Here is a 25,590-nt window from a genome sequence, read left to right as displayed (position 1 = left end):
CTATCATTAAGTAAACACGCCGCGTTAAGCTCGCTTTGTTTACTGCTTCACTGTTGCAGCCAATACAGGCGCTAGTGATTTCAAAAACTCTTCTTCTACTGGCTTGCCAGAGGAGTCGGTGATATTGATAGACGTACGGTTGCCTAAATCACCAAGTAAGAATGTGTACTTACCAGCGGCTAACTCCACTGGTTTAACGCCGATATCGTTCCAGAATTCATCATCCGGAGACGCATATTTCGCAGTGATTGTGCCCTGAGACTGGCTACGCTCTTCAATCTTAAAGCCCATCTTAGGTAGAATATTAGGCAGACGTTGCCAAAGCATGTTGTATTGCGCACGCGCGATAATCACAGGAAGTCCGCTGCGGTCTTTACCCATTGTGATTGGGATCTGTTTAACCAATTCTTGCGCTTTACGCTGTGCTTCTTCACGCACTTCTTGATCGTAGCGAGCGGTGACCAAGTTCGTCATGAACACATTGTAGCGCTCACGGTTGGTCGCCGTTACTTCTTTCACTTGATTGCCTTCACGCCAGTCAATAAGGCTCACCTTAAAGCCGTGTCGACCATTTGCTTCAGCGCGTACGATTTCATATCGGCTGCCAATTTCTAGCTCTTCATCTGGCGAATCCCAAGTCACCCATCCTGTCTCGATGCGAGAGTCTGTTTGACTTTCAACTGGAATCTCGTTGGCCGCGACCATGTTTTGCACCGTTTGCCAAACTTTATCTAGTTCATCTTTACGAAGCAGCCAAAGTGTCACTTCACCATCACTACTGCGGTCCAAACGTGCACCGGGAATAAGCTCTAGGACTTGTTGAGGTGGACGAATGTCGACATCTTTACCGACACCACCAGCGTAGTTACCCTGAGGGATCTCGTAGTTAGGGTAAAACTGAGGCTGTGCACCCTTTGGGACATTCCACTCACCCAAATTTGGGGAGTTCAAATACTCGAAGTCATCTTTTGCTTGACGACGTTGATTGGCACCACCTGAACAGGCAGTCAATACGAATACAGCTAATGAACTTAACACTAACTGGCTTGAAAGCTTCATCTATACTCCTAAAACACCGAGGGCGCTTTGGCCCCCAGTATGAACTTCAATCCTAGTAACTCAATCTTAATAGCTCAATCTTAATAAATATGGGCGTCTGTTAGCGCCTGCTCGACGATCGGCTGCGATTTTTCAGAAAGCGTAGTTAAAGGAAGACGCAAACCACCTTCTTCAATCAAACCAAGCTTTTGCGCTGCCCATTTTACTGGGATAGGGCTTGCTTCGATGAAAAGGTTTTTGTGTAGAGTCATCAAGCGTTGGTTAATCGCTTCTGCTTCTTCGTACTTACCTTCACTTGCCAAATGGAACATGTCTGCCATGTCTTTAGCTGCAATATTGTTCGTTACCGAGATAACACCATTGCCGCCAAGTTTCACAAAATCCAGCCCTGTCGCATCATCGCCACTTAGTAAGATAAAATCTTCGCCACAAAGTTCACGATGAATTGCAATTCGTTCCAAATCGCCCGTTGCATCTTTTAGAGCCACGATATTATCAAGCTTTGACAAGCGTGCCACTGTTTCTGGCTGCATATCAACAGCAGTACGGCCTGGTACGTTGTACAAAATTAGAGGCACGTCACTCGCTTCGGCAATTGCCTTGTAATGTAAAAACAAACCCTCTTGAGTTGGTTTGTTGTAATACGGTGTCACACTCAGGAAGCCAGCAATACCAGAATCAGCCAGTAATTTGCTAAATGTTACTGCCTCATGGGTTGCATTTGCACCCGTGCCAGCAATCACAGGGATGCGACCGTCGGCAAACTCAACAGTTTTATTAACGACCTTCACATGCTCTTCAATGGTCAGTGTCGCTGACTCACCTGTTGTGCCTACTGCCACAATACCGTCTGTACCCGCTTCAACGTGGTACTCTACTAGCTTTTGCAGACCGTCAAAGTCTACTTCGCCATCTGCTTTGAATGGCGTAATCAGCGCTACGATACTTCCTGAAAACATGTTTATCTCCCTCATTTAACTCTTTCTGCATGGTACTGTAATGCGATTGAAAAACACAAGAGCGTAAACTCGCTTACAAAGTACAAATGAATGAATAATTATCAGTTGTTAGAGGTCTAGCAACTTAATTGCTCTATTTGGTTTGATTAACGGCAATATTGATAATCGTGTTGGGCTTTCGAGTGACTTTAGAATCTATCAGTGATTTGGAAAATACTGAAGAGCACAAGCAAGGAAAATATACTCTTTGGTCTTGTTAGCCAAGTCAGATCTAAGTGAATAAAACGGCCAGACAATAGGCAAGCACATCATGCAAACGTTTTGTTTATCCTATAGCCTGCATTTACTGTTTATTTCCCACCACTCCCCTCAAGCTCCGACTGCTTTTTTATGGACTAAAAAAGAACTGGCTCGATATTTCTTCGCAATATCTGTGCTAACATCTCTCTATTGAAGAAAGGACAAGAAGCTCATTTATGAAGCAACATCTGGTACTTACAGCAGTTGGAACGGACCGTCCAGGCATTTGTAACCAAGTCGTACAGCTCGTTACTCAAGCTGGTTGTAACATAGTCGATAGCCGTATCGCTATCTTTGGCAGCGAATTTACGCTGATCATGCTCCTGACTGGGAACGCCAGCAGCGTGACTCGAGTTGAAACACAATTGCCCCTGCTTGGCCAAGAACATGACCTTATTACGATCATGAAACGCACAGCGGCGCACGAACTGCTCGATAACAGCTACACCATGGAAGTGTTTATTGAGTCTGAAGACCGCCCTGGGTTAACTGAAAAATTTACTAAGTTCTTCGCTGATCAGCAGATTGGTTTAGACTCTCTTAGCGCGCAAACCATCAGCAAGTCGAAAATTCAACTCGATTCTGACCAGTTTCACATTGCGATTACTGCATCTGTAAGCGCGGATTTTAATTTGATGCAGTTACAAGAAGACTTCGATGAACTTTGTAAGTCGCTCAACGTACAAGGTTCTCTGAATTTCATTAAAAACACACTATAAAGTAAAGGAAATCAAAATGAATACGCTGACAGCAGGCTCGCCAGCGCCAGCCTTCTCTTTGCTCGACCAAGACGGAAATACCGTTTCTCTTGAAGACTTTAAAGGCAAGAAAGTACTTTTCTACTTTTACCCTAAGGCGATGACGCCGGGTTGTACTACACAAGCAAAAGGCCTTCGTGACATCAAAGCTGAACTCGATGCACATAACGTGGTGGTACTCGGCGTAAGCATCGACCCTGTAAAGCGTCTAGGCAAGTTCATCGAGCGCGATGATTTAAACTTCACTCTGCTTTCTGATGAAGACCATGCCGTTGCTGACCAGTTCGGCGTTTGGGGCGAAAAGAAATTCATGGGCAAAGTATACGACGGTCTTCACCGCATTAGCTTTCTGATCAATGAAGAAGGCGTGATCGAACATGTGTTCAACAAGTTCAAAACCAAAGATCACCACGAAGTCGTATTAAACTACTTAAACGAAAACGCTTAAACGCTATTGTTTTTCTACAAACAAAAAGCCCAGCAAACTGCTGGGCTTTCTTGTAACCATCGTACCTTTGGTAACAACTACTCTTGTTCGACAGGTTCGTTTTCTTCCGTGCTTGGTAATGCATGCCATACGGCTTTGACTAATGTCGCTAAAGGAATGGCGAAGAACACCCCCCAAAAACCCCACAGCCCACCAAAGACTAATACAGCCACAATGATAGCAACTGGGTGTAAGTTTACTGCCTCGGAAAACAGAACAGGAACCAACACATTACCATCCAGCGCCTGGATAATACCGTAAGCAAGCAACAACCAATAAAACGGAGGCGTTAAACCCCATTGGAACAAACCAACGATAGCAACAGGTACAGTAACAGCCGCCGCACCGATATAAGGAATCAAAACCGACAGACCAACAGCTACGGCAAGCAACGCCGAGTAACGAAGATCTAAAAGGGCAAAAGTCACGTAGCTCACACCGCCCACGATTAAAATCTCTAACACTTTACCGCGAATGTAATTTGATATCTGCTCGTTCATTTCATGCCAAACTTTATTCGCCAATTTACGGTTTTTCGGCAGAATACCACTTGCGATTCGCAGCATTTCTTCTTTGTCTTTAAGCAAAAAGAAGATAAGGAGTGGCACTAAGATCAAATATACCGCTAGCGTTGCAATGCTAACTAATGAAGCAAGCGACCCTTTGACGACACTTTCACCCAGCCCCAGTGCTTGGTTTTTGGCGTTCGTCACCACGGTTTCTACTATTTCTAAATTGGCTAGTTCAGGATGGCGCTCTGGCAATGTGACAATAAACTTTTGTAGCCCGTTGTACATGTTCGGAATATCGTTAATTAGATTACCGACCTGAGTCCAAATCGTCGGAACCAAGCCAAACAACGCAATTAACATTAACCCGACAAAGACCAAGATCACGATAATAACCGACAAAGTGCGCGGCACGCCCATACGACACATTTTGACAACTGGCCATTCAAGTAGATAAGCCAAAACGATCGCGACAAGTAATGGCGCAATCAAGTGTCCAAAGAAGTAAATGGTGATAAAGCCAAACAGCAAGATCGCGACGAGACTTACTGCGTGAGGGTCAGAGAAACGTCGTTTATACCAACGACTAACCATTTCAAACATCTTATGCGGATTCCTTATTGAAGACAGTCAATGTGTAGTGCTCTGATGTAGATTGGCAATCAACCGAGTACCCTTGGGCACTAAGATAGTTCACAATGTCTCGTTTAGAGCTGTTGTCCACCACTTGAATGACAAGTTGATGATACTGCTTTGCTTCTCCTTGAAAGACCTCAGCAGCATGACGCTTTGCAAGTAACAGTGCCATAGGACAACGTTGCTCACGCAAATCAAGTAACATGGATTCCATTGTATTGCTCTGCACTTATGATAGGGTTGTATTGTAACGGCTTTTTGAGCTGGTGCTAGCACTTCTGACATGATTTAACCACATGCTGAAATAGCTCGGATATAAAATAATTTACGAAACCAATTCATTTATTTCCGGTCTTACTGTTAGCTTATATCCTCACGGATAACCAAAACGTATGTGGCGCTGTTAATAGGCTCTCGACCTGTAACCACATGCTTATGTATTTTGGAGAACCTTGTAAACGTATGTTAAAACGCACTCGCTCGCTAGTTTGCTTATGTCTTGCTGCTGCCATCAGTTCGCCGACAACTTATGCCAATAGCATTGACTTGCCAGACATTGGCACAGCTGCTGGTGGCACGCTTTCAATAGACCAAGAGTTGATTTATGGCGACGCCTATATGCGTATGCTCAGAGCCAGTAAACCTATCGTTAATGACCCTGTCATCAATGAATATATTGACTCTCTTGGGCACAAATTAGTGGCCAATGCGAATGATGTAAAAACGCCGTTCCACTTCTTTATGATTCGCGACCGTAATATCAACGCATTCGCGTTTTTTGGTGGCTATGTAGCGCTGCATTCTGGGTTGTTTCTTCATGCTCGTTCAGAAAGTGAGCTGGCCTCTGTTGTCGCTCACGAGATAGCGCACGTCACACAACGTCACCTTGCTCGGAGTATGGAAGAACAAGCGCGTCGCTCTCCGGCCACATTAGCCGCACTTGCGGGGGCACTACTACTTTCAATTGCCTCACCCGAAGCGGGGATGGCTGCAATTACAGCAGCAACCGCGGGCAACATGCAAAGTCAAATCAACTACACTCGTGCAAACGAAAAAGAAGCGGATCGCTTTGGTATTTCGACACTAGCAAAAGCCGGCTTTGATGTTCAAGCAATGCCAAGGTTTTTTGGCCGTCTTGCTGATGAGTATCGTTATGCGAGTAAACCGCCACCAATGCTCCTGACTCACCCTTTGCCTGAAGATCGAATTACCGATAGCCGTGCGCGAGCAAGAACCTATCCTCCAATGCGTGTTGTGCCTTCAATAGACTATCATCTAGCTCGCGCGCGCATTGTGGCTCGTTACGCTGGCATTGATGGACAAGCCGCCCTGAGCTGGTTTGAGAGAACCCAAAAGAAAGCCTCTGCGGACATTACACCTGCTTTTGATTATGGTCGAGCACTCGTGCATTTAGACAATAAACGCTTATCTCAAGCGGAACCAATTTTGAAAAAGTTACTGGAACAAGACCCAAGTAACCCGTTTTACTTGGACGCTATGACGGATTTATACATCGAGAAGAAGCAGCCAGAAAAAGCAACCGAGATGCTCCGCAAAGCGTTATCTCGTAACCCTCAAAATAAAGTATTGACCATTAACTACGCCAATGCGCTACTTGAGGACAATAAAAACGATCAAGCCACGCGAGTTCTTCAAAGATACACTCATGACTATCCTGAAGATACAAATGGCTGGCACCTAATATCGAAGAGCTACCACGCGCTGGGGCGTAGCGATGAAGAGTTGGCTGCTCGAGCAGAAATTTTGGCATTGCGAGCAAATTGGAATAAAGCGATTCAATATTATAGTGAAGCAAGTAAAATGGCCAAGTTGGGCAGCTTAGAGCAAGCGCGATACGATGCCCGTATCGACCAACTCATGATCCAAAGAGATCGATTCATGGCATTACAATAACGAAATGGAGAAAACCATGTCAGTCGTGATTTATCACAACCCTCGTTGCTCAAAGAGCCGTCAAACACTTGAACTGCTTGAGCAAAATGGTGTTACACCGGAAGTCGTCAAATACCTAGACACACCACTTAACGTGGATGAACTAAAAGCGCTGTACGCCCAGCTTGGCTTTTCATCTGTACGTGAAATGATGCGCACTAAAGAAAGTGAATATAAAGAGCTTGGCTTAGGCGAAGACTCCGTCAGCGATGAGCAATTATTCGAAGCAATGGCGAAAAATCCAAAGTTGTTTGAGCGTCCGGTTGTCGTTGCTAACGGCAAAGCAAAAATTGGTCGCCCACCAGAGCAAGTGTTGGATATTTTATAAATGGATTGCCAGATCCTTATTTTGTATTTCAGCCGTCATGGCTCGACAAAACAACTGGCAAGACAAATAGCAAGAGGAGTCGAATCGACTCCTCAATGCCAAGCAATTTTGCGTACAGTTGAAGAATTGTCACCTCACTCACACTCCCCTTCTGATCCAATTGTTACTCTAGAGGAACTAAAAACGTGCGACGGTCTAGCGTTTGGCAGTCCCGTCTGGTTTGGCAACATGGCTGCGCCTTTAAAGCACTTCTGGGATCAGACTACATCTTTATGGGTCAGTGGTGACTTAATCGATAAGCCTGCTTGTGTCTTTACCTCTTCGTCCTCGATGCATGGTGGTCAAGAAACAACGTTACAAAGCATGATGACCCCTTTATTGCATCACGGGATGATGGTTTTGGGCATTCCTTATTCCGAGCCAGAGTTACACACTACGCAGTCCGGAGGCACTCCGTATGGCGCCAGCAGTGTAGGCCATGAGGCAACCCTAAGCAGTGAAGAGATTCGCCTGGCACAACAATTAGGCAAAAGGCTGGCAACTGCAGCGTTAAAACTAAAAGTCTGTTAGTAAAATCAAGGATAGTTAATCGATGTCTGACTCTTTAGACCAAACACCACTCGGTACACAGGCTAAAACCTATCGTTACCTGGCTTTATTTGGCAACTTAGCCTTATTAGCCTGGGTCGCTATTTGGCAGCTTGCGTTATCCCCTCACCCTCACCTCAGCAGCACAACACTTGCTATTGCTTGGTGTATTCCGCTACTACTTCCGTTGCCTGGTATTTTAGCTGGTAAGCCTTACACTCATGCTTGGGCTAACTTTGTTCTTATGCTGTATTTCTTGCATGCGCTGACCATCCTCTATGTGGATGGGGGTGAACGCTGGCTTGCGGCAGTGGAACTGATACTGACTTCACTCGGTTTCGCTGGCAATATTTTGTTTGCTAGAGCGAGAGGCAAAGAGCTAGGCCTTAAGTTGAAACGCCTCTCTCAAGTAGAAAAAGAAGAAAAAGCGAAATTCAATAAATAACGCCAATCGCAGTCAATCACTGATCATTGGTTCGAATACGAATTTAGAAAACAAAAAGAGTCGCTATTGCGACTCTTTTTTATGCTTACCACATTGGTGTTTGATCCTTGCGTTTCACGCCTGGAACGCTACCAAGGAGATTACGATGCTGAGCGCCACTCGTAGATCAAGTCATACTGTTCTCGGACAGGCTCCACAATCATCGGCTGAGTTGGTTGTGTTTCGTCACTTGCTTCTGCCACAACATTTACTGGTACTTCAGGCTGCGCTTCTTTTGGCGTCGCGGCGTCTTTTGCTTCATTACTCTGAACCAATGGCTCTTCTTCTTGAGTTGAAGCTGGGGCATCAACTTCACCTAAAGGATCTTCAAAAACCATTAATTGAGAAATAGAAGAAGCTTCTTTCTCAAAAGCTTGTTGTGATGCCAAAAGGTGGATGTTGAGCGTTAACTCGTCCCCTTGAACACGCTTAATCTCTGTACCCGCAACCGAATTAAGTTGTTTTAGCGCATTCTCTAAACGGAAGAAGTCCGTGGCAGAGGTTACATTAAGGACTTTCACTGCTAGCGCTTTTGAAGACTTTCCTGAAACCACAACTGCACTCTTACTTGCATAGTAGTCTGCGATGCCATCCACCATTTCTGCAATAGCATTAGCACCTGATGCAGACTCGCTACGCGGAGAACGTTGCGCTTCTACAATTCTCGTTGGCGACTGGTCGTAGAGTGTCCAACGAATTTGTTCACCTTGAGCCCGTACAACCAAAACGGCGTCAGCTGGGTAGCGCTGGCTGGCTTGACCAATTGGCTCAATAAAGCCGCCCCAAAGATCAGAGACATTAACACCGGTTACATCATCAAAATCCCCAACCGGGATAGTGATTGGTAGGCCTCTTAATTTCGCTGCGCTACGAAGTGCTGCAACATTTGAAGATTCAGAATGTTCCCACGCAATGTTACGATCGTAACCCTGTTCTTCAACCATCCAAACTAAAATATTGGCACGATTTGGCGACCAAGATGGCAATTGTGCTTGTGTTAAAAGAGAGCTGATTTGGTCGTTGTTAAACAACATTTTTAAGCTCGCTTTTCCATCAACCTGCCCATAGCTTAGTTGAGAAATGTAACGCGCACTTGAGCTAAGTGCCTTTTTAATCACTGGATTGCTTAAAGAGGATTGAGAACCGGTCGCTCGAACAATCACATCCTGCATACCTTGTTGACGAGCCAAAGACTCACCGTCGTTCTGCTCACTGTCGATAACCACTTCGGCACGATAGATATCCACCTGAGTTAATGCATATACTGGTAGGGACAACCAACCTATCAGTAAGAGAGCTAAATAGCGCATAGTTTTTATAATCCTCTGAACAAGAACCCGAATAATAAGCAACTATCAAATCTTGAGCAAGGTAAGTACTGAGTAAATTGTCTGTATTATGACCAGCTTTGTTAACTCGGGCCTCAACCAGCACTTCAGTGCTATTTTTTATAATAAACTCATTGCTTATTAAACTATCTCAACAAGTTAGGCTGTCCATTTTTCATCTTCACGCAAGACACGTAAAAGAGGACAATTTGCAAGCAAGCAACTCTCAAAAGTGCTATTTATGGGAAAAATTCAATCGAAAGTTTGATCTATGCAACATTGCAAACGATTGCAGGATGATAGTATTCGCCGGATTTGTCTGCGTATCTTGAAAATAGGGAATTATTATGAAAAACGCGTTACAAGGCGCTCAAATGCTCTTTGTCGCTTTTGGTGCTTTGGTGCTTGTGCCGCTCCTAACTGGCCTTGATCCAAACGTAGCCCTCTTTGGTGCCGGTGTCGGTACCCTCCTCTTCCAATTAATGACTAAACGTTCTGTTCCCATCTTCCTTGCCTCTTCTTTTGCGTTTATTGCTCCTATTATGTTCGGTATCCAAACTTGGGGTATCGGTGCAACGATGGGCGGCTTGATGGCAGCTGGCTTAGTTTATGTGGCTCTAGGGGCGATGATCAAAGTGCGTGGTGTGGGATTTATCCATAAAATTCTCCCGCCCGTTGTCGTTGGCCCTGTGATCATGGTTATCGGCCTTGGCCTTGCCCCAACAGCAGTGAACATGGCGGTAGGTAAAACTGGTGATGGAGCTGCACAGCTAGTTAATGGTGATGCTGCGATCATTATCTCGGCGGTCTCACTGCTCACAACCATTGTACTCAGCGTTTTTGCAAAAGGCTTTTTGAAGCTCGTTCCTATTGTTGGTGGTATTCTTGCTGGTTACTCTGTTTCTCTATTCTACGGGGTGGTTGATTTCACTCCCGTAGAACAAGCGGCTTGGCTAGCCATGCCAAACTTCACCGCGCCAGAGTTCAATATCAACGCAATTTTGTTCATGATTCCTGTCGCTATCGCACCTGCGGTTGAGCACGTAGGTGACATGCTTGCCATCTCAAACGTTACAGGTAAAAACTACCTGAAAAAACCAGGCCTTCATCGCACAATCGCAGGTGACGGGGTGGCAACTATCGCAGCTTCGATGGTGGGTGCTCCACCAAACACCACTTACAGTGAAGTAACAGGAGCGGTAATGCTAACCAAAGCATTTAACCCTGTGATCATGACTTGGGCAGCAATCACCGCAATCGTACTTGCATTGGTAGGTAAGCTAGGTGCGGTTCTTCAAACGATTCCAGTACCTGTCATGGGCGGTATCATGATTCTGCTGTTCGGCTCTATCGCAACGGTAGGCCTCAACACACTGATCAAGAATAACGTTGATTTACATAAGTCTCGTAATCTAGTGATTGTTGCCGTAACCCTTGTGTTTGGCATTGGTGGTATGGCCTTCGGTATTGGTGAGTTCAGTCTACAAGGTGTGAGTCTATGCGGTATCGTGGCAATTATTCTTAACCTTGTGCTACCAAACGATTTAGGTGAAAACCACGTTGTAGATAACGCACAAATGGAAGAAGAAAGCGCGAAATAGTTCGTTTGCGCCGCTTTATTAGTTGGCGTGTCTTACTCTTCTCCTCTTGTAGATACAAAAAAGGCTTGGTTTTCACCAAGCCTTTTTCTGTTCAGTCATAGTAATACATCAAAGAATTACTTAGTACCGAAGATCTTATCACCTGCATCGCCTAGACCCGGAACGATGTAGCCTTTGTCATTAAGCTTCTCATCGATTGCCGCAGTGTATAGCTCAACATCTGGGTGTGCTTTTTCTAGCGCTTCAATACCTTCTGGTGCAGCAACAAGTACCAGCACTTTGATTTGGTTACAACCTTTCTCTTTTAGGAGATCGATCGTAGCAATCATAGAACCACCTGTTGCAAGCATTGGGTCAACAACAAGCGCAATACGCTCCTCGATGTTTGAAGCAAGCTTGTTGAAGTAAGGAACTGGCTCAAGCGTTTCTTCATCACGGTAAATACCCACAACACTGATACGTGCGCTTGGCATGTGCTCAAGAACTCCATCCATCATGCCTAGACCTGCACGTAGGATTGGCACTACGGTTACTTTTTTACCTTTAATCTGGTCTACTTCTACCGGACCGTTCCAACCATCAATGGTCACTTTTTCTGTTTCAAAGTCTGACGTTGCTTCGTAAGTAAGTAGGCTACCGACCTCAGTCGCTAACTCACGAAAACGTTTTGTGCTGATGTCACCTTCTCTCATTAGACCAATTTTATGTTTTACTAGAGGGTGCTTTACTTCAACAACTTTCATGTCCATCTCCGGCTATAGTTGGCAATATTTAAACAAACCTTCAGATTATACATGATTTTCACAGGGATATCAGGATAAATCACTAAAGAAAAAAACAGACGCAAACGTTTGCTATCTATGTTTAAGCACTGTTAGAATAGCGCCGTTTTCATATCCAACTTAATACCGAGGACTTCCCTGTGAGTGGTAACAACTCTTCTCTTAGCTATAAAGACGCTGGTGTAGATATTGATGCAGGCAACGCGCTTGTGGATCGTATTAAGGGTGCGGTAAAACGTACTCGTCGCCCTGAAGTTATGGGTGGTATCGGTGGTTTTGGCGCGCTATGCGAATTGCCAACTAAATACAAACAACCTGTACTGGTTTCTGGTACTGATGGCGTTGGCACAAAACTTCGCCTAGCACTGGATATGAACAAGCACGACACGATTGGCATCGACCTAGTGGCAATGTGTGTAAATGATCTTATCGTGCAAGGCGCAGAGCCACTGTTTTTCCTAGATTACTACGCAACAGGCAAACTAGACGTTGATACCGCAGCGGATGTTGTTTCAGGTATCGCAGAAGGGTGTGTTCAAGCAGGTTGTGCCCTAATTGGTGGCGAAACTGCGGAGATGCCTGGCATGTATGAAGGCGAAGACTACGACGTAGCTGGTTTCTGTGTTGGCGTAGTAGAAAAAGAAGACGTGATTGACGGCACGAAAGTCGCTGCTGGTGATGCACTTATCGCTGTTGGTTCAAGCGGCCCACACTCAAACGGTTACTCCCTTATCCGTAAGATCCTAGAAGTATCTGGTGCAGATAAGAGCGAAGAGCTAGCAGGCCGCACTATTGGTGAGCACCTACTAGAACCAACAAAAATTTACATCAAGTCAGCACTTAAGATGATTGAGAAACACGACATCCATGCGATTTCTCATATCACTGGTGGTGGTTTCTGGGAAAACATCCCACGCGTACTGCCTGAAGGCACGAAAGCAGTTATCGATGGTAACAGTTGGGAATGGCCAGTTATCTTCAAGTGGCTACAAGAGAAAGGCAACGTCGACACACACGAAATGTACCGCACATTCAACTGTGGTGTAGGTCTAATCGTCGCACTACCGAAAGACCAGGCAGATGCAGCAGTTGCTCTTCTTAAAGAAGAAGGCGAAAACGCGTGGGTGATTGGTCAAATCGCACAAGCAGACGCGAACGAAGAGCAAGTTGAAATCCAATAATTTGCAAATCGAGCTCAAAAGATAAGAAGAATGAGGACACTAGATGACTAGGTCCTCATTTTGCTATCTAGAACACTAAAAACCATTCTATTAGTAGGTAGTTTAGAAGCTACATAACTCCAACCTACAATACCAAGGCGCTCTCGACATCATGAAAAACCATACCCTAAAAAACATTGTGGTCCTCATCTCGGGTAACGGAAGTAACCTGCAAGCTATCTTGGAAGCTTGCGAAGACAGCATGCCAAACGCACGAGTGGCAGCCGTGTTCTCTAACAAAGCAGATGCTTTTGGTTTAGAACGTGCAAAAAAGTTTGATGTGGACGGTCACTTTGTCGACCCTAAAGCATTCAGCTCGCGTGAAAGCTTTGATGCAGAGCTAATGAGTCAAATAGATGAATACCAACCAGACGTGATTATTCTTGCTGGTTACATGCGCATTCTGAGCAGCGCATTTGTTTCTCATTACATGGGTAAGATGATCAATATCCACCCTTCTCTTCTACCAAAATATCCTGGGCTACACACACACCAGAGAGCAATTGATGCTGGCGATAAAGAACATGGTACGAGTGTGCACTTTGTAACGGAAGAGCTTGATGGTGGCCCTGTCATACTGCAAGCAAAAGTTCCTGTGTTCGAAGACGATGATGCTAGTGTACTTGCGGCACGTGTTCAGGCGCAGGAGCACCGAATCTACCCTATGGTGGCTAAGTGGCTGGTAGACGAGCGGTTGATCATGAAGGATGGTAAAGCCTATTTAGATGGCGCAGAGCTTGGCGTACATGGGTACGCCTCAGATGAGTAGCCCTGAATAATAAACTCCAAGCACAAAAGAGCAGCCTGAGGGCTGCTCTTGGTTGTTTTAATACTTATAAACTTGATTCAAGAAAACCATGGTGAGACTAGAAACCTAAAACCCAGCATTCTAAAAAATCCCATAACCACTTGAGTAACATAACACTCGGAAAGTAGATTCTGCATCTGGTTCGTTCTTCACCGTTCAGACTGACGAGGTGTTTTATGAGAAATTTCTATCAGTTACGTCTTTACAGCAAGCCTTAGCGAGACTAGGACTCTACTACCAGCACTCTAGAAAGTAAGAATGCTCATCCGTATCCGCCCTCGGTTTAAAACGCATAAAAATAAAGCTCGCGATTAAGCGAGCTTTATTTTTATATTCAGAGTAAGAGACCATCACTCTAACGGTTCGGTTGGCGCTTGATTGCCCGGCTTAGCCGCCGCAAACGGCACATTTACCAGTTCAGAGGCATTATTTTTGACTAGTTCACCTAGGTGAAACAAGCCGTATTCGCCAGGTTTCATACGCTGCCAAGCTTCGTTGCCCGTCAAAGGTTGAGTTGCGATCACAGAAACGATGTCATGTGGCGTTGTTTCTTCTTGGAAGTTAATTTCCACATCTTCATCAAGCAACGCGGCTTTTCCAAACGGTGCGCGTCTTGTGATCCAATACAAATGATTGGTGCAATACGTCATTACATACTCACCATCACTCAGAAGCATGTTAAATACACCCTTCTCTTTTAGCTCATCACAACATTTAGCAACATATAAGAATACCGACTCCATATCCTTTGGTGGCTCAGGATATCGATCTTCCATTTGCTTCAATAACCAGCAAAATGCCAGTTCACTATCTGTCTCACCGACAGGTCTATGTCGACCTGTATGCAAGTCTTGGTAGCCAGAGAGCTGACCGTTATGCGCAAACGTCCAATACCTACCCCACAGCTCACGTGTAAAGGGATGAGTATTTTCTAAATTAACACCACCACGATTCGCCTGTCGGATATGACTAACGACCGCACGACTTTTGATGGGATAATTTTGTACCAACTCTGCTATTTTAGACTCACAACTTGGCTTGGGATCTTTGAAGGTTCGAAAGCCCTTCCCTTCGTAGAAGGTGATCCCCCATCCGTCACGGTGTGGGCCGGTTCGACCTCCACGCTGCATGAGCCCAGTAAAACTGAAACAAATATCCGTTGGAACATTAGCGCTCATACCGAGCAATTCACACATGGTTTAAAAAACTCCCTAACAACACAGCTCGAAACGGTGGCCGTAAAACGATTATTCCATCTCTTTTTCGATCAACTGAATGATGATATGAATAATCTTAATATGAATTTCCTGAATGCGGTCTGCATAACCAAAGTGTGGCACGCGAATTTCAATATCTGCAAGGCCTGCCATTTTGCCGCCATCTTTACCTGTTAGCGCAATCGTCTTCATGCCTTTAGCTTGTGCTGCTTCAATCGCTTTCAGGATGTTACCTGAGTTACCTGACGTCGACAGACCAAACAGTACGTCACCTTTTCGACCAACCGCTTCTACATAGCGTGAAAACACGAAGTCATAACCAAAGTCATTACTCACACAAGAAAGGTGGCTTGGATCTGAAATAGCAATACCAGCATAGCCAGGACGATTTTCTCGATAACGGCCTGTTAGCTCTTCGGCAAAGTGCATTGAATCACAGTGAGAACCACCGTTACCACACGACAATACTTTACCATCTTGCTTGAATGAGTCAGCAATCATTTTCGCCGCTGCTTCGATTTGCGCAATGTTATGGTCATCGCTTAAAAATTTGTTGAGCACTTCAGCAGCTTCGTTTAATTCACTTCTAATCAGATCATGGTACATAAGACGTTCTCTTTATTATTTCGGCTTCAGTCAGCTCTAGACTCACTGAGCAAATTGTTCTGATACCAATTTGGTATCGGACATTTCATAAACCTGAACTCGGGTTTGATTACTCTGAGTTTACCCACAAACGAGAATTAGTGTCGATAGTGAACCAACAGATTTAGATTAGTGATGGTAATAAACTTGTCAACTTGCTCATGAAACCATCACTCAAATCTCAACTTTAGAATTTTAACTCTACTTAGATCACTTTTTATCCAATCTTATGTTTTACATTTCCTTAATATTTTGATTACACTTAAACCAACTGGTTAGACCTCTTACCTAACATGCAGACGTACAAAACTTATAAAGTCTGAAAAGGAAAATACATATGGACATCTTGCTCTCAATCATCACGATGGCGATCGTGCTAGGCATTACGCTCTACCACCGCATGTCTCTCGTGAAATCTATTAGCTTACTCACCGCAGCCATGCTGGCTCTTACAGTAGCTGGTACTGTCGGCGTTATTGGTTGGGCTATTTACGTTCTCGCCGCAGCTGTGCTCGCGGTTCCTAGCGTACGTCAGTCTTTAATTAGCCGCAAAGCGTTAGTGCTTTTCAAGAAAGTGCTGCCAGCTATGTCTCAAACCGAAAAAGAAGCGTTAGACGCAGGTACCGTCTGGTGGGAAGCCGAACTATTTAAAGGCAAACCAGAGTGGCAAAAGCTACACGCGATTCAAGCACCTAAGTTAAGTGCGGAAGAACAAGCCTTTTTAGACGGCCCTGTGAATGAAGTGTGCGCCATGGTGAGTGATTTCCAAGTGACCCATGAACTCGCGGACTTACCGCCAGAAGTTTGGCAATACCTGAAAGATCATAAGTTCTTCGCCATGATCATTAAGAAAAAGTACGGTGGTCTAGAATTCTCAGCATACGCGCAATCTTTGGTACTACAAAAATTAACGGGTGTTTCTGGCGTTCTATCGTCTACCGTTGGTGTTCCTAACTCTTTAGGCCCTGGTGAGTTACTGCAACACTACGGTACTGAAGATCAGAAAAATCATTACTTACCGCGCCTAGCTGAAGGTAAGGAAATCCCTTGTTTCGCCCTAACAAGTCCAGAAGCGGGTTCTGACGCTGGATCTATTCCAGATTACGGTGTGGTCTGTAAAGGCGAATGGGAAGGAAAAGAAGTACTGGGTATGCGCCTAACTTGGAACAAGCGCTACATCACCCTAGCGCCAGTCGCAACGGTACTAGGCTTAGCATTTAAACTTCGCGACCCTGAAGGTTTGCTAGGCGACAAAGAAGATCTTGGCATCACTTGTGCGCTTATCCCAACTGATGTCAAAGGTGTTGAGATTGGTAACCGACACTTCCCACTCAATGTGCCATTCCAAAATGGTCCAACGCGCGGTAAAGACATCTTTGTTCCTATCGATTTCATTATCGGTGGCGAAAAAATGGCGGGCCAAGGTTGGCGTATGCTGGTTGAGTGTCTGTCGGTTGGACGTGGTATCACGCTACCTTCAAACTCAACAGGTGGCATCAAAACTGCGGCAATGGCAACCGGTGCTTACTCACGTATTCGCCGTCAGTTCAAACAGCCGATCGGCCATATGGAAGGAGTTGAAGAACCATTAGCACGCTTGGGTGGTAATGCTTACGTGATGGATGCAGCAAGCAACTTAACCGTTGCGGGTATCGACTTAGGTGAAAAGCCATCAGTAATCTCAGCTATCGTGAAGTATCACTGTACGCACCGCGGCCAGCAAAGCATCATCGATGCAATGGACATCGTAGGCGGTAAAGGTATCTGTATGGGACCTTCTAACTTCCTAGCTCGTGGTTACCAAGGTGCGCCAATCGCGGTAACGGTTGAGGGTGCTAACATTCTAACACGCTCAATGATCATCTTTGGCCAAGGCGCAATCCGTTGCCATCCGTACGTTCTTGAAGAAATGAACGCGGCGTATTCTGAAGCAAGTAATGCTGTCGAGAAATTTGATAAAGCGCTTGCTGGTCACGTGAGCTTTACAATGAGTAACCTAGTGCGCAGTATCTGGTTTGGTTTGAGCGACGGTCTGGGCTCTTCATCACCAACCAAAGATGCAACCAAGCGTTACTACCAACAATTGAACCGTTACAGTGCAAACCTTGCTCTGCTATCGGATATCTCAATGGCAGTGCTAGGTGGCTCTTTGAAGCGTAAAGAGCGTCTATCAGCACGTCTTGGTGACATTCTAAGCCAGCTATATTTGAGCTCTGCGACGTTGAAACGTTTTGAGCAAGATGGCCGTCCAGTCGAAGATTTACCATTAGTACACTGGGGTCTACAAGACAGTTTGAAACAAGCGGAAGTGGCAGTAGATGAATTCTTAGCAAACTTCCCGAACAAAGTAATTGGCCGTGCGCTACGCGTATTAATCATGCCATTTGGTCGCGTACGCAAAGCACCAAGCGATAAACTAGACAGTAAAGTGGCGCGCATTCTACAAACGCCAAGTGCAACGCGCTCACGCATTGGTCGCGGTCAATACCTTGAACCAACCGAGCACAACGCAGCAGGTAAGATTGAACTTGCACTATCAGTCATTCTTCAAGCTGAGCCTGTGTTTGACAAAGTATGTAAAGCGCAGGGTAAGCGTCGCCCATTCTTACGTTTGGATATGATTGCTCAGGAAGGGCTAGAGCAAGGCTTTATCACGCAAGAAGAAGCCGATCTACTCAGAGAAGCGGAACAGCATCGTCTAGATACAATCAACGTTGACGATTTTGAGCCGGAACTGCTTGCCGCAAAGCCGCTATACCCTCAGATGGATAGTGTCGCGTAACTCTAGAATCTGAGATCACAAACGGGAGTATCAGCTCCCGTTTTTTATTGCTTCCAGAATCGGATTCATAACACCTCACACTACAAAGCCCCCCTGCGCAATAAAATCCTCGCACTCCAATCTTTTCCCCGATTTCCAGTGATAACTAACTCACAGACGTTCCAACTAAGCGGTGTATACTTTAAGTAACTCACTCACATATATGGTAAATCCGTTGGCTAAAATATTACTCGCACAGTGGTTCCCAGGGCTTGTTCAGCTTAAGCATTATCAAAAAGAATGGTTTGTTAACGACTTTAGAGCCGCCTTTTCTGTTGTCGCGGTTGCACTGCCAGTTGCCATAGCTTACGCACAATTAACTGGTGTATCCGCAATTGTCGGTCTGTATTCGTGTGTACTGCCAATGTTGGTTTACGCCATGATGGGCACATCTCGACAACTCATTGTCGGACCCGATGCAGCAACCTGTGCAGTGATTGCTGCTGTTGTGACACCACTTGCCGCAGGTGACCCCACAAAACATTGGCAGTTGGTTATGACCATGACAGCGATGACGGGGATTTGGTGTGTACTGGCAAGTCGTTTCAAGCTAGGGGTATTTGCAGATTTCCTTTCTCGTCCGATTCTTTTGGGTCTACTCAACGGTGTTGCTCTCACAATTATCGTTGGTCAGTTTGCGAAAGTAGTCGGTTTGAAATACGAGCAACGTTATTTACTAGAACGTTTATGGGAAGCTCCACAACGATTAACCGATCTTCATTGGCCTACTGTAACTCTGAGTATCGTGACAGTTGTCGTTTATTTGCTCACCAAACGCTACCGACCAACTTGGCCTGCTGCCATGCTGGCGATCCTCGTAACTACTGCGTCAGTTTGGTTTTTCCATTTACAAGAGATGGGCGTATCGGTTGTCGGACTCACTCAAGGTGGCTTCCCTCAGTTTCAAACACCGGAGTTTGAGCTAGGTGAAGTCCGTGAACTAGTGGTCCCGGCGCTCAACCTTGCGATTGTCAGTTTTGTTAGCATGATGCTCACCGCCCGCAGTTTCGCTGCTAAAAACGGTTATGATATTGATGCTAATAAAGAGTTTCAGGCGTTGGGTTTTGCCAACATTGCCTCAGCGTTTTCGCAAGGTTTCGCGATAAGCGGCGCTGACTCACGCACAGCCGTCAATGATGCAAATGGCGGTAAATCTCAATTAGTTTCGATTGTCGCCGCAATCACCATTGCCATTATTGCGGTATTTATTTACGAGCCTTTACAGTTCATCCCTATCGCTTCACTTGGGGTTGTATTGATCATTGCGTCCCTATCGCTGCTCGATCTTAAAGCAATTTGGAAATTAAAATCTCGTGACAAAGATGCATTTTATCTGGCCATCATTACTTTTATTTCTGTGTTGATCGTGGGTGTAATACCGGGGATCACTTTGGCGGTACTGTTAGGGCTGTTTCAATTTTTACGGATTGTCATGCGACCGAGTGATCAGCTACTTGGCTTGGATGAAAAAGGTACCATTCGGACCATCGACGACTCAGGAAAAGCTTCGCCTATTCCTGGAATGGTGATTTACCGCTTTAACTCACCGCTAACTTACTTCAATGCTCCTTACTTTAAACGTAGAGTGTTAGAGCAGGCAGAGCATCACAAAGACGCAAGTTGCGTTGTCATCGACGCCGTATCGAGCTTTACTCACTTGGATCTCAGTGTGATGGCAACACTGGCAGATATTCACAATACTTTGAAAAAGAGAGGTGTACGCTTAATCCTCGCAGGAAGGAAACGACGTCTTCGTCAATGGTGTGAGCTTACTGGTATCAGCACCAGTGAAGGAGGCATCTTACTGCGAGCTGATATGTACCTTGCCATTAAACTTAGTGGCTGTTACATCAGTGCTGTGGGTGAGGGACAAATTCCTACTGTTCAAAAAGAGCCTGATTTAGAGCAGCCACCCAAACCAATTCCAGAAGTGGCTTAAATACAAATTTAATATAGAAAACAGGAAATTAAACTCCTGTTTTCTAGTGCTTATCTTCACAGCTGAATACGTGTTACGCCTTTGGCTTAAACTTTTTTGTCATCCCTTGGCTTTTAGGAGCCACCAGCCTATAACCAAGCTTTTCGTAAAAGACCGGTTCATCAGCAATCATAGAAACGTAAGAGCCTTCAAGTGCAACAGAAGAAAGATAACCGTCGATGTATTCCATGACTTTTCTACCTAAACCGTTGCCTTGATAATCAGAATCAACGGCAACGTCGACAATTTCGAAGTTACACGCCCCGTCACCAACAACCCGACCCATTGCAATGAGCTTTCCTTCATCCCGAACAGATACGCCATATAACGAATTGGGTAGACCAATTTCAGCAGCTTTCAACGATTTGGGTGATAGCCCGGCGTTGATACGCATATCACAGTATTCTTTCGGGCTTGGCACATGCTCTTCATATCTTATTGTCATTATGTACTACTCCTTTGTATCACCTTGGAGCTTACATAACCAAACTGTATAAATAAACAGTTAAACGTTGGAAAGATGTTCCCATTAAGCACACAAAGTATCGGGTCTAGAAAAGAACCCGCCGACAACTCTGACGCCATAATAGATATAAGTTGCTCTGAAGCTAGACATTCCTTTTTCTAAACATGTTTCTCTCAACAACGTATCCGCATGCTTTCGAGCACTTTGAGGCAACACCTCTTCCCTCATGAGTTGGTAAAGAGCATCATGCACTAAAGAAGCTTTCATAATGTTTTTTGTGTCTAACGCTGGCCCACTCGCTCCATCCCATGCATAGCCCTTTTTAATCGTTAACACGCCTTGTTTGGACAAACTAAGAAAAGGGCTGTCATACGCCTGACTCACTGAAATGTGCGTCTCAATCTTTTCTTCAGAATGGAGAGTGTATTTATACTTCTGACGCTTTTTGTATTTCATCAGAGACCTCGCGTTTACTTATTCTTATTTATCACGCACAGCTGAATATTTATCCAGAAACCCTACAAGATCGGCTCTTGTTATTATGACGTACTACCTATTACAAAGCCCAAATCAATATAAATAGAACTCCATGCAATCAATAAAGCCAGAACCCCTGACTTTATTGATCAAAATTTAACCAAGAATCCTTATTCTGAAGGAAGTCTACTCAATTTTTTATGGATATCTTCTACAAAATTGGCTTGTTCACTTGGAGAAACCTCTAGAACATAATGAAAAAACGGACTTGTATGCTCAGTAATTTTATACTCTTCACTTAACAGCTTAATTACTTGTTCATGATTAAATCGTGCGGAGACTAAGCCACTCTCGGTTTCTTGAGTTATAACTATATAGTGAGCGGTTGGAAAAACCGTAAACCTTCCTTCGACAGGAAACCAGGGAGCAAAAGAAATAATCTCGTCATCAATTATGTATGCTTGAGGTTTACTGACATAAGTGTAAGGGTACTTTTCATCTAAATAGGGTCTTGCTGTATCAAACAAGCCATCATAATAAGTTGGTATTTCTACTTTTTGGATTTTACTTAAGGGATCAAAAGTGAAGGTATCAAGTGATTTTAAATTATTACTTCCCGCATCTGGATTATTAATACCATTATCAATAGAAGAGCAACCTACAATTATCACTGCACAAAAAAAAGCTAAAATTTTATTCATTATTTCTTTATCTTTAATTGATTATTTTGAAAGTTAGTCACATAAAAAATGCAACCAATTTAGAAAGTAAAAATGATATATTATTTATATAAAATCCAAAACATATATTTGAGTACAGTAAACTTAAATATTCATAATTTATCCATTTTTCTTCTTCCAATTTGGTAACTTGAAAAAAAACGGAGCCGATTGGCTCCGTTTCTCGCTTTATGTGTGTGTTACTACTATTTCTTTGGTACTTCTAATTGCATCTCTGGCATGGCATCGCGCTTCGCTTTAATTTTGCGCCAAACTATCCATGCAATGATCACAATCAGCAGCATTATCAAGTTACCTACCGCGATAATAATCATGCTGCGCTTACGCTCAGCCTCCCGCTCAGCGATAATTTGCTTTTCCATTTCAATACGGCGCTGCTCGGCTAATTCAGCTTCTTTTGCAATTCGAGCAGCTTCTAGATCAACTTCATCAACAACACTGAAAGTTTGCTCTGGAATAGGAAACACCAACGGACGCTGGGTTGCAAAATCAGTGGCAAAGATCTCGCCGCGCCATGCGTACTTACCAAGCTCAGCATCGTTATTGAGGTCCAACGTAACTCTCATTCCATCTTTAGAGACCTGTCCTTGGCTGTAACTAATGAAGCCATCGGGAGCGTCCTTTTTCACTGTGACTGCAATGGAGCCTGGTGCAATCATACCTTGCTCGCCACTCACCACTAATTGGTGTGGCTTATCGGGATTACGAGCCTGAATAAAAGTACGAGAAATTGGGTTCGGATAAACCAAGATGACTTGTTCTTGCGCTCGTAAGAATACGCCATTGCCAGACGTGATGCGCGCGCGGTACTTACCAGGCTCAACGTCTATTGGGAGCTGAACCGTAAACACACCATCCCCTGCTTTTTCATCCAAGCCGCGGCCGTCATCAGAAAACTCACCCACAACCATCGGCACTGGACGAGCTTCTTTGATCAGCTCATCTTCATTTTCGACAAACTTGGTAAATGTCACGCGCAGATTCACGCGATCAAGGAAGTCGCGCAATACAAGAGGTTTGCCGTCGGAGGTCAGGCGAGCTGTAAACTTAAGCGCTTCCCCATTATATAATCGGTTTGGGAACAGATCCGTACTGAGCTTTAGGTGAGAAATTAAGCGGATGTTATTTTTAGGCGTAACTTTCCCCACAGCCTGCCATGGACCTGGCATAGGGTTATCAACGGAAATAATATCGAGAGAGGCTTCTTGATACCAACGTACATTGTCGTAAGAGCCCCAAGCATAGTATTTTTTACCGTCAGGACGGACTAAAACAACTGGCTGAGAACTTTGCTCACGATAAACCAAAAACGTGATCTGCTCGATGGTTGGATCAACTCGAAAGCGATTGTCTAACAAAGACATTGTAGATTCACTCGCAGCACTCGAGAGACTACTCCATATCGCTAAAAACGCGACCAACAAAGCCCTCAACATAGCTTCTCCTATTGATGCCAAATACAGTCGTTCACCAACTCTAATCTTTTTTGGTGAGCTTCTAGTTCATCGGCACTTGCGCGCAAAACCTTTAGCGCTTTTCTTCCTTCAATACGACGAATGGTTTCTACTCCACCCTCTTGTTTATTCGCGTTAAATTCTAGACTCGTTTGACCACCCGTCATAAAGAGGTAAACGTCGGCTAGAATCTCCGCATCGAGCAAAGCTCCGTGGAGAGTACGGTGCGAGTTATCAATACCGTAACGTTCACATAAGATATCAAGGTTGTTTCGCTTACCAGGGAAGATTTTCTTCGCCATAGCAAGGGTGTCGGTCACCTTGCAGTAGTCGTCCGTTTTGCCGATGTTAGGATCGAGCATGCCAAACTCGTAATCCATAAAGCCGGTATCGAAGGGCGCGTTGTGGGCAACAAGTTCTGCGCCTTTAATAAACTCAAGAAACTCTTGGTGCACGCTCGCGTATTCCGGTTTATCAACCAAGAATTCATCCGTAATACCGTGAACTTCAACCGCTTCTGGTTGGATTTCACGATCGGGTTTTAAATAAACGTGGAAGTGACGACCAGTCAGCTTACGGTTGATGATCTCCACGGCACCGATTTCAATAATGCGGTGTCCCATGTAGTGAGGACCACCCTCGCGGTTCATACCTGTGGTTTCGGTATCGAGAACGACAATGCGGTTATATTCAGAATTGCTGCTGGTATTCATAAGGTTATGTATGTCAGACTATGCTTTATTAAATGTTTCGGCTAATAGTACCAAAAAATATGACCAAACACGTTGAGATTTTCACTGACGGTTCTTGTTTAGGTAACCCAGGACCAGGTGGTTACGGCATAGTATTGCGTTACAAAGACGTAGAAAAGACACTTTCCAAAGGCTATACGTTAACTACCAACAACCGCATGGAAATGTTGGCGGCTGTCGTCGCGCTACAGACGTTAAAACAACCTTGTAAAGTCACTTTAACGACTGACAGCCAATATGTGCGCCAAGGTATTACTCAGTGGATCCATAACTGGAAGAAGCGTGGTTGGAAAACAGCGGATAAAAAACCCGTGAAAAATGCCGATTTATGGCAAGCTCTAGACAAAGAAACCGCACGCCATCAAGTTGAATGGCATTGGGTAAAAGGCCACGCGGGCCATCGTGAGAACGAAATGTGTGATGAGCTAGCCCGGACTGCTGCAGAAAACCCAACTGAGGAAGATACAGGTTACCAACCCTCTTAGCGAGATTCTTTCCTCATAGTGTTACCCTCTCGATTCATCACCCCAAGTGGTGTGAGCTTTTTCTTCAAGCGCCAATGCGGTTTGATAGGCTTGAGAGGGTATGTCCGTTTCCGCGCGACTATGTAATACAAACTCCCAGCGGGTGATGCCCAATCACCAAGACTATTTTCCAACCATGTCCACATCGTACGGTAACGTTTCATCGGAAACAGCGCATAACGATCACAATGAATCACTTGATAATTAAGTAACCCTAACCAATCTTTGATGCGGTTCGACGTAAACATTCGTCCACTCCAAGGCAAATTATGTTTACGCCATGGAAGCAAACTCGCTAATCCAGTCAAGCTTAATGGGTTGAATCCAGTAATAATTACATAGCCATCATCCATCATCACTCTATCGACTTCACGCAACAAACGGTGTGGATCGCTTGCATAGTCGAGCTGATGAGCGAGTATCACAACATCAAAGCTTTTTTCCAAAAAGGGTAATTCGTAACCATCTGCAATCACATTATGCAACGGGTTCTGGATATCTACGTTGACTTGGTGTTGAATGTTACAATTACAGCTGGTTAGCTCACAGCTCAACCCGCCCAGTTTGAGCATATGGTAGCCGAAGAGTTTCGGGCACCATTCATCAAGTCGGGTCTGGATTGACTCAAGCACCCACGGACCGTTGTTCATTGCTGACCAAGTCGACGGGTGTGGTATAGTTTTGTTGCTGAGTGCTGGTTTCATTAACCACCTGAC

At 44.7% G+C, this 25,590-nt stretch carries 26 protein-coding genes; 12 read left to right on the top strand and 14 right to left on the bottom strand.

Going from position 1 to position 25,590, the window contains the following annotated elements:
* Positions 1-39: 39 nt before the first annotated feature.
* Positions 40-1,059, bottom strand: coding sequence for an outer membrane protein assembly factor BamC (gene bamC / locus R7F64_RS17520; RefSeq protein WP_017820821.1), 1,020 nt, complete (start codon positions 1,057-1,059; stop codon positions 40-42).
* A gap of 80 nt (positions 1,060-1,139) precedes the next feature.
* Entirely contained in the window at positions 1,140-2,018 is an 879-nt protein-coding gene (dapA, locus tag R7F64_RS17515) for a 4-hydroxy-tetrahydrodipicolinate synthase (RefSeq protein WP_005380422.1), read from the bottom strand.
* Positions 2,019-2,494: 476 nt separating this feature from the next.
* Here dapA and R7F64_RS17510 point away from each other — a divergent pair, with 476 nt between their 5' ends.
* Together R7F64_RS17510 and bcp are read left to right on the top strand one after the other, a co-directional pair.
* Complete coding sequence (locus R7F64_RS17510; protein ID WP_005380420.1) at positions 2,495-3,037, top strand: glycine cleavage system protein R; 543 nt, start codon at positions 2,495-2,497, stop codon at positions 3,035-3,037.
* 16 nt (positions 3,038-3,053) lie between these two features.
* A complete protein-coding gene (bcp, locus tag R7F64_RS17505) occupies positions 3,054-3,524 on the top strand; it encodes a thioredoxin-dependent thiol peroxidase (RefSeq protein ID WP_005380418.1) in 471 nt (156 codons plus the stop codon).
* 77 nt (positions 3,525-3,601) lie between these two features.
* Here bcp and R7F64_RS17500 read toward each other — a convergent pair whose 3' ends face one another.
* Together R7F64_RS17500 and R7F64_RS17495 are read right to left on the bottom strand one after the other, a co-directional pair.
* Positions 3,602-4,675 (bottom strand): AI-2E family transporter, encoded by a 1,074-nt coding sequence (locus R7F64_RS17500; RefSeq protein ID WP_005389843.1) that lies wholly within the window; start codon positions 4,673-4,675, stop codon positions 3,602-3,604.
* Between the two features lies 1 nt (position 4,676).
* Positions 4,677-4,913: a sulfurtransferase TusA family protein gene (locus tag R7F64_RS17495; protein ID WP_005380414.1), complete on the bottom strand. Its 237-nt coding sequence runs from the start codon at positions 4,911-4,913 to the stop codon at positions 4,677-4,679.
* Between the two features lie 257 nt (positions 4,914-5,170).
* Here R7F64_RS17495 and R7F64_RS17490 point away from each other — a divergent pair, with 257 nt between their 5' ends.
* From R7F64_RS17490 to R7F64_RS17475, 4 genes are read left to right on the top strand one after another with little or no spacing between them, the layout of a single operon-like run.
* Positions 5,171-6,622 (top strand): tetratricopeptide repeat protein, encoded by a 1,452-nt coding sequence (locus tag R7F64_RS17490; RefSeq protein WP_005394337.1) that lies wholly within the window; start codon positions 5,171-5,173, stop codon positions 6,620-6,622.
* Positions 6,623-6,638: 16 nt separating this feature from the next.
* On the top strand, positions 6,639-6,989 hold the full coding sequence (arsC, locus tag R7F64_RS17485) for an arsenate reductase (glutaredoxin) (protein WP_005380410.1): 351 nt from the start codon (positions 6,639-6,641) through the stop codon (positions 6,987-6,989).
* The gene (gene wrbA, locus R7F64_RS17480) at positions 6,990-7,559 is read left to right on the top strand and encodes an NAD(P)H:quinone oxidoreductase (RefSeq protein WP_005380409.1); all 570 of its coding nucleotides are present in this window, start codon (positions 6,990-6,992) and stop codon (positions 7,557-7,559) included.
* 22 nt (positions 7,560-7,581) lie between these two features.
* A complete protein-coding gene (locus R7F64_RS17475; protein WP_005380407.1) occupies positions 7,582-8,022 on the top strand; it encodes a DUF2069 domain-containing protein in 441 nt (146 codons plus the stop codon).
* A 140-nt stretch (positions 8,023-8,162) separates the two neighbouring features.
* Here the strand turns inward: R7F64_RS17475 and R7F64_RS17470 are convergent, their stop codons facing one another.
* A complete protein-coding gene (locus R7F64_RS17470) occupies positions 8,163-9,371 on the bottom strand; it encodes a DUF2066 domain-containing protein (RefSeq protein WP_054577598.1) in 1,209 nt (402 codons plus the stop codon).
* Between the two features lie 365 nt (positions 9,372-9,736).
* On the opposite strand from R7F64_RS17470, the gene R7F64_RS17465 reads away from it, so the two are divergent.
* Positions 9,737-10,990, top strand: a complete 1,254-nt coding sequence (locus R7F64_RS17465; protein ID WP_005389855.1) for a uracil-xanthine permease family protein — start codon at positions 9,737-9,739, stop codon at positions 10,988-10,990.
* Between the two features lie 116 nt (positions 10,991-11,106).
* On the opposite strand, the gene upp is transcribed toward R7F64_RS17465, so the two are convergent.
* Complete coding sequence (gene upp / locus R7F64_RS17460) at positions 11,107-11,733, bottom strand: uracil phosphoribosyltransferase (RefSeq protein WP_005380401.1); 627 nt, start codon at positions 11,731-11,733, stop codon at positions 11,107-11,109.
* A 179-nt stretch (positions 11,734-11,912) separates the two neighbouring features.
* On the opposite strand from upp, the gene purM reads away from it, so the two are divergent.
* Together purM and purN are read left to right on the top strand one after the other, a co-directional pair.
* Positions 11,913-12,953, top strand: coding sequence for a phosphoribosylformylglycinamidine cyclo-ligase (purM, locus tag R7F64_RS17455; RefSeq protein ID WP_005389861.1), 1,041 nt, complete (start codon positions 11,913-11,915; stop codon positions 12,951-12,953).
* A gap of 151 nt (positions 12,954-13,104) precedes the next feature.
* Positions 13,105-13,761 (top strand): phosphoribosylglycinamide formyltransferase, encoded by a 657-nt coding sequence (purN, locus tag R7F64_RS17450; RefSeq protein ID WP_005394347.1) that lies wholly within the window; start codon positions 13,105-13,107, stop codon positions 13,759-13,761.
* Positions 13,762-14,150: 389 nt separating this feature from the next.
* Here the strand turns inward: purN and R7F64_RS17445 are convergent, their stop codons facing one another.
* Positions 14,151-14,996 (bottom strand): class II glutamine amidotransferase, encoded by an 846-nt coding sequence (locus tag R7F64_RS17445; RefSeq protein WP_005385395.1) that lies wholly within the window; start codon positions 14,994-14,996, stop codon positions 14,151-14,153.
* A 51-nt stretch (positions 14,997-15,047) separates the two neighbouring features.
* Positions 15,048-15,623, bottom strand: coding sequence for a D-sedoheptulose 7-phosphate isomerase (gene lpcA, locus R7F64_RS17440; RefSeq protein ID WP_005380392.1), 576 nt, complete (start codon positions 15,621-15,623; stop codon positions 15,048-15,050).
* Positions 15,624-15,999: 376 nt separating this feature from the next.
* Here lpcA and fadE point away from each other — a divergent pair, with 376 nt between their 5' ends.
* Both fadE and R7F64_RS17430 read left to right on the top strand, forming a co-directional pair.
* Entirely contained in the window at positions 16,000-18,444 is a 2,445-nt protein-coding gene (fadE, locus tag R7F64_RS17435; protein WP_053306714.1) for an acyl-CoA dehydrogenase FadE, read from the top strand.
* 202 nt (positions 18,445-18,646) lie between these two features.
* Complete coding sequence (locus R7F64_RS17430; RefSeq protein ID WP_005380390.1) at positions 18,647-20,422, top strand: SulP family inorganic anion transporter; 1,776 nt, start codon at positions 18,647-18,649, stop codon at positions 20,420-20,422.
* Positions 20,423-20,495: 73 nt separating this feature from the next.
* Here the strand turns inward: R7F64_RS17430 and R7F64_RS17425 are convergent, their stop codons facing one another.
* From R7F64_RS17425 to dnaQ, 5 genes are all read right to left on the bottom strand, one after another.
* Positions 20,496-20,906, bottom strand: coding sequence for a GNAT family N-acetyltransferase (locus R7F64_RS17425; protein WP_213874841.1), 411 nt, complete (start codon positions 20,904-20,906; stop codon positions 20,496-20,498).
* 84 nt (positions 20,907-20,990) lie between these two features.
* Positions 20,991-21,383: a DUF1353 domain-containing protein gene (locus tag R7F64_RS17420; RefSeq protein ID WP_137282304.1), complete on the bottom strand. Its 393-nt coding sequence runs from the start codon at positions 21,381-21,383 to the stop codon at positions 20,991-20,993.
* 191 nt (positions 21,384-21,574) lie between these two features.
* The gene (locus tag R7F64_RS17415; protein WP_031780222.1) at positions 21,575-22,105 is read right to left on the bottom strand and encodes a hypothetical protein; all 531 of its coding nucleotides are present in this window, start codon (positions 22,103-22,105) and stop codon (positions 21,575-21,577) included.
* 224 nt (positions 22,106-22,329) lie between these two features.
* Positions 22,330-23,580 carry a TIGR03503 family protein gene (locus R7F64_RS17410; protein WP_005385382.1) on the bottom strand — a complete coding sequence of 417 codons (1,251 nt, stop codon included), beginning with the start codon at positions 23,578-23,580 and terminating at the stop codon, positions 22,330-22,332.
* An 8-nt stretch (positions 23,581-23,588) separates the two neighbouring features.
* A complete protein-coding gene (dnaQ, locus tag R7F64_RS17405; RefSeq protein WP_005380385.1) occupies positions 23,589-24,311 on the bottom strand; it encodes a DNA polymerase III subunit epsilon in 723 nt (240 codons plus the stop codon).
* A 59-nt stretch (positions 24,312-24,370) separates the two neighbouring features.
* On the opposite strand from dnaQ, the gene rnhA reads away from it, so the two are divergent.
* Positions 24,371-24,835 carry a ribonuclease HI gene (rnhA, locus tag R7F64_RS17400; protein WP_005380384.1) on the top strand — a complete coding sequence of 155 codons (465 nt, stop codon included), beginning with the start codon at positions 24,371-24,373 and terminating at the stop codon, positions 24,833-24,835.
* On the opposite strand, the gene R7F64_RS17395 is transcribed toward rnhA, so the two are convergent.
* The gene (locus R7F64_RS17395) at positions 24,832-25,578 is read right to left on the bottom strand and encodes a class I SAM-dependent methyltransferase (RefSeq protein ID WP_017636046.1); all 747 of its coding nucleotides are present in this window, start codon (positions 25,576-25,578) and stop codon (positions 24,832-24,834) included. The genes rnhA and R7F64_RS17395 overlap by 4 nt on opposite strands.
* Positions 25,579-25,590 lie beyond the last annotated feature (12 nt).

The organism is Vibrio sp. Vb1980 (assembly GCF_033338615.1).
In the GTDB taxonomy this organism is placed as follows: Bacteria; Pseudomonadota; Gammaproteobacteria; order Enterobacterales; family Vibrionaceae; genus Vibrio; species Vibrio alginolyticus.
Note: the sequence above shows the minus strand (reverse complement) of the source record. Positions and strands in the feature narration are given on the sequence as shown.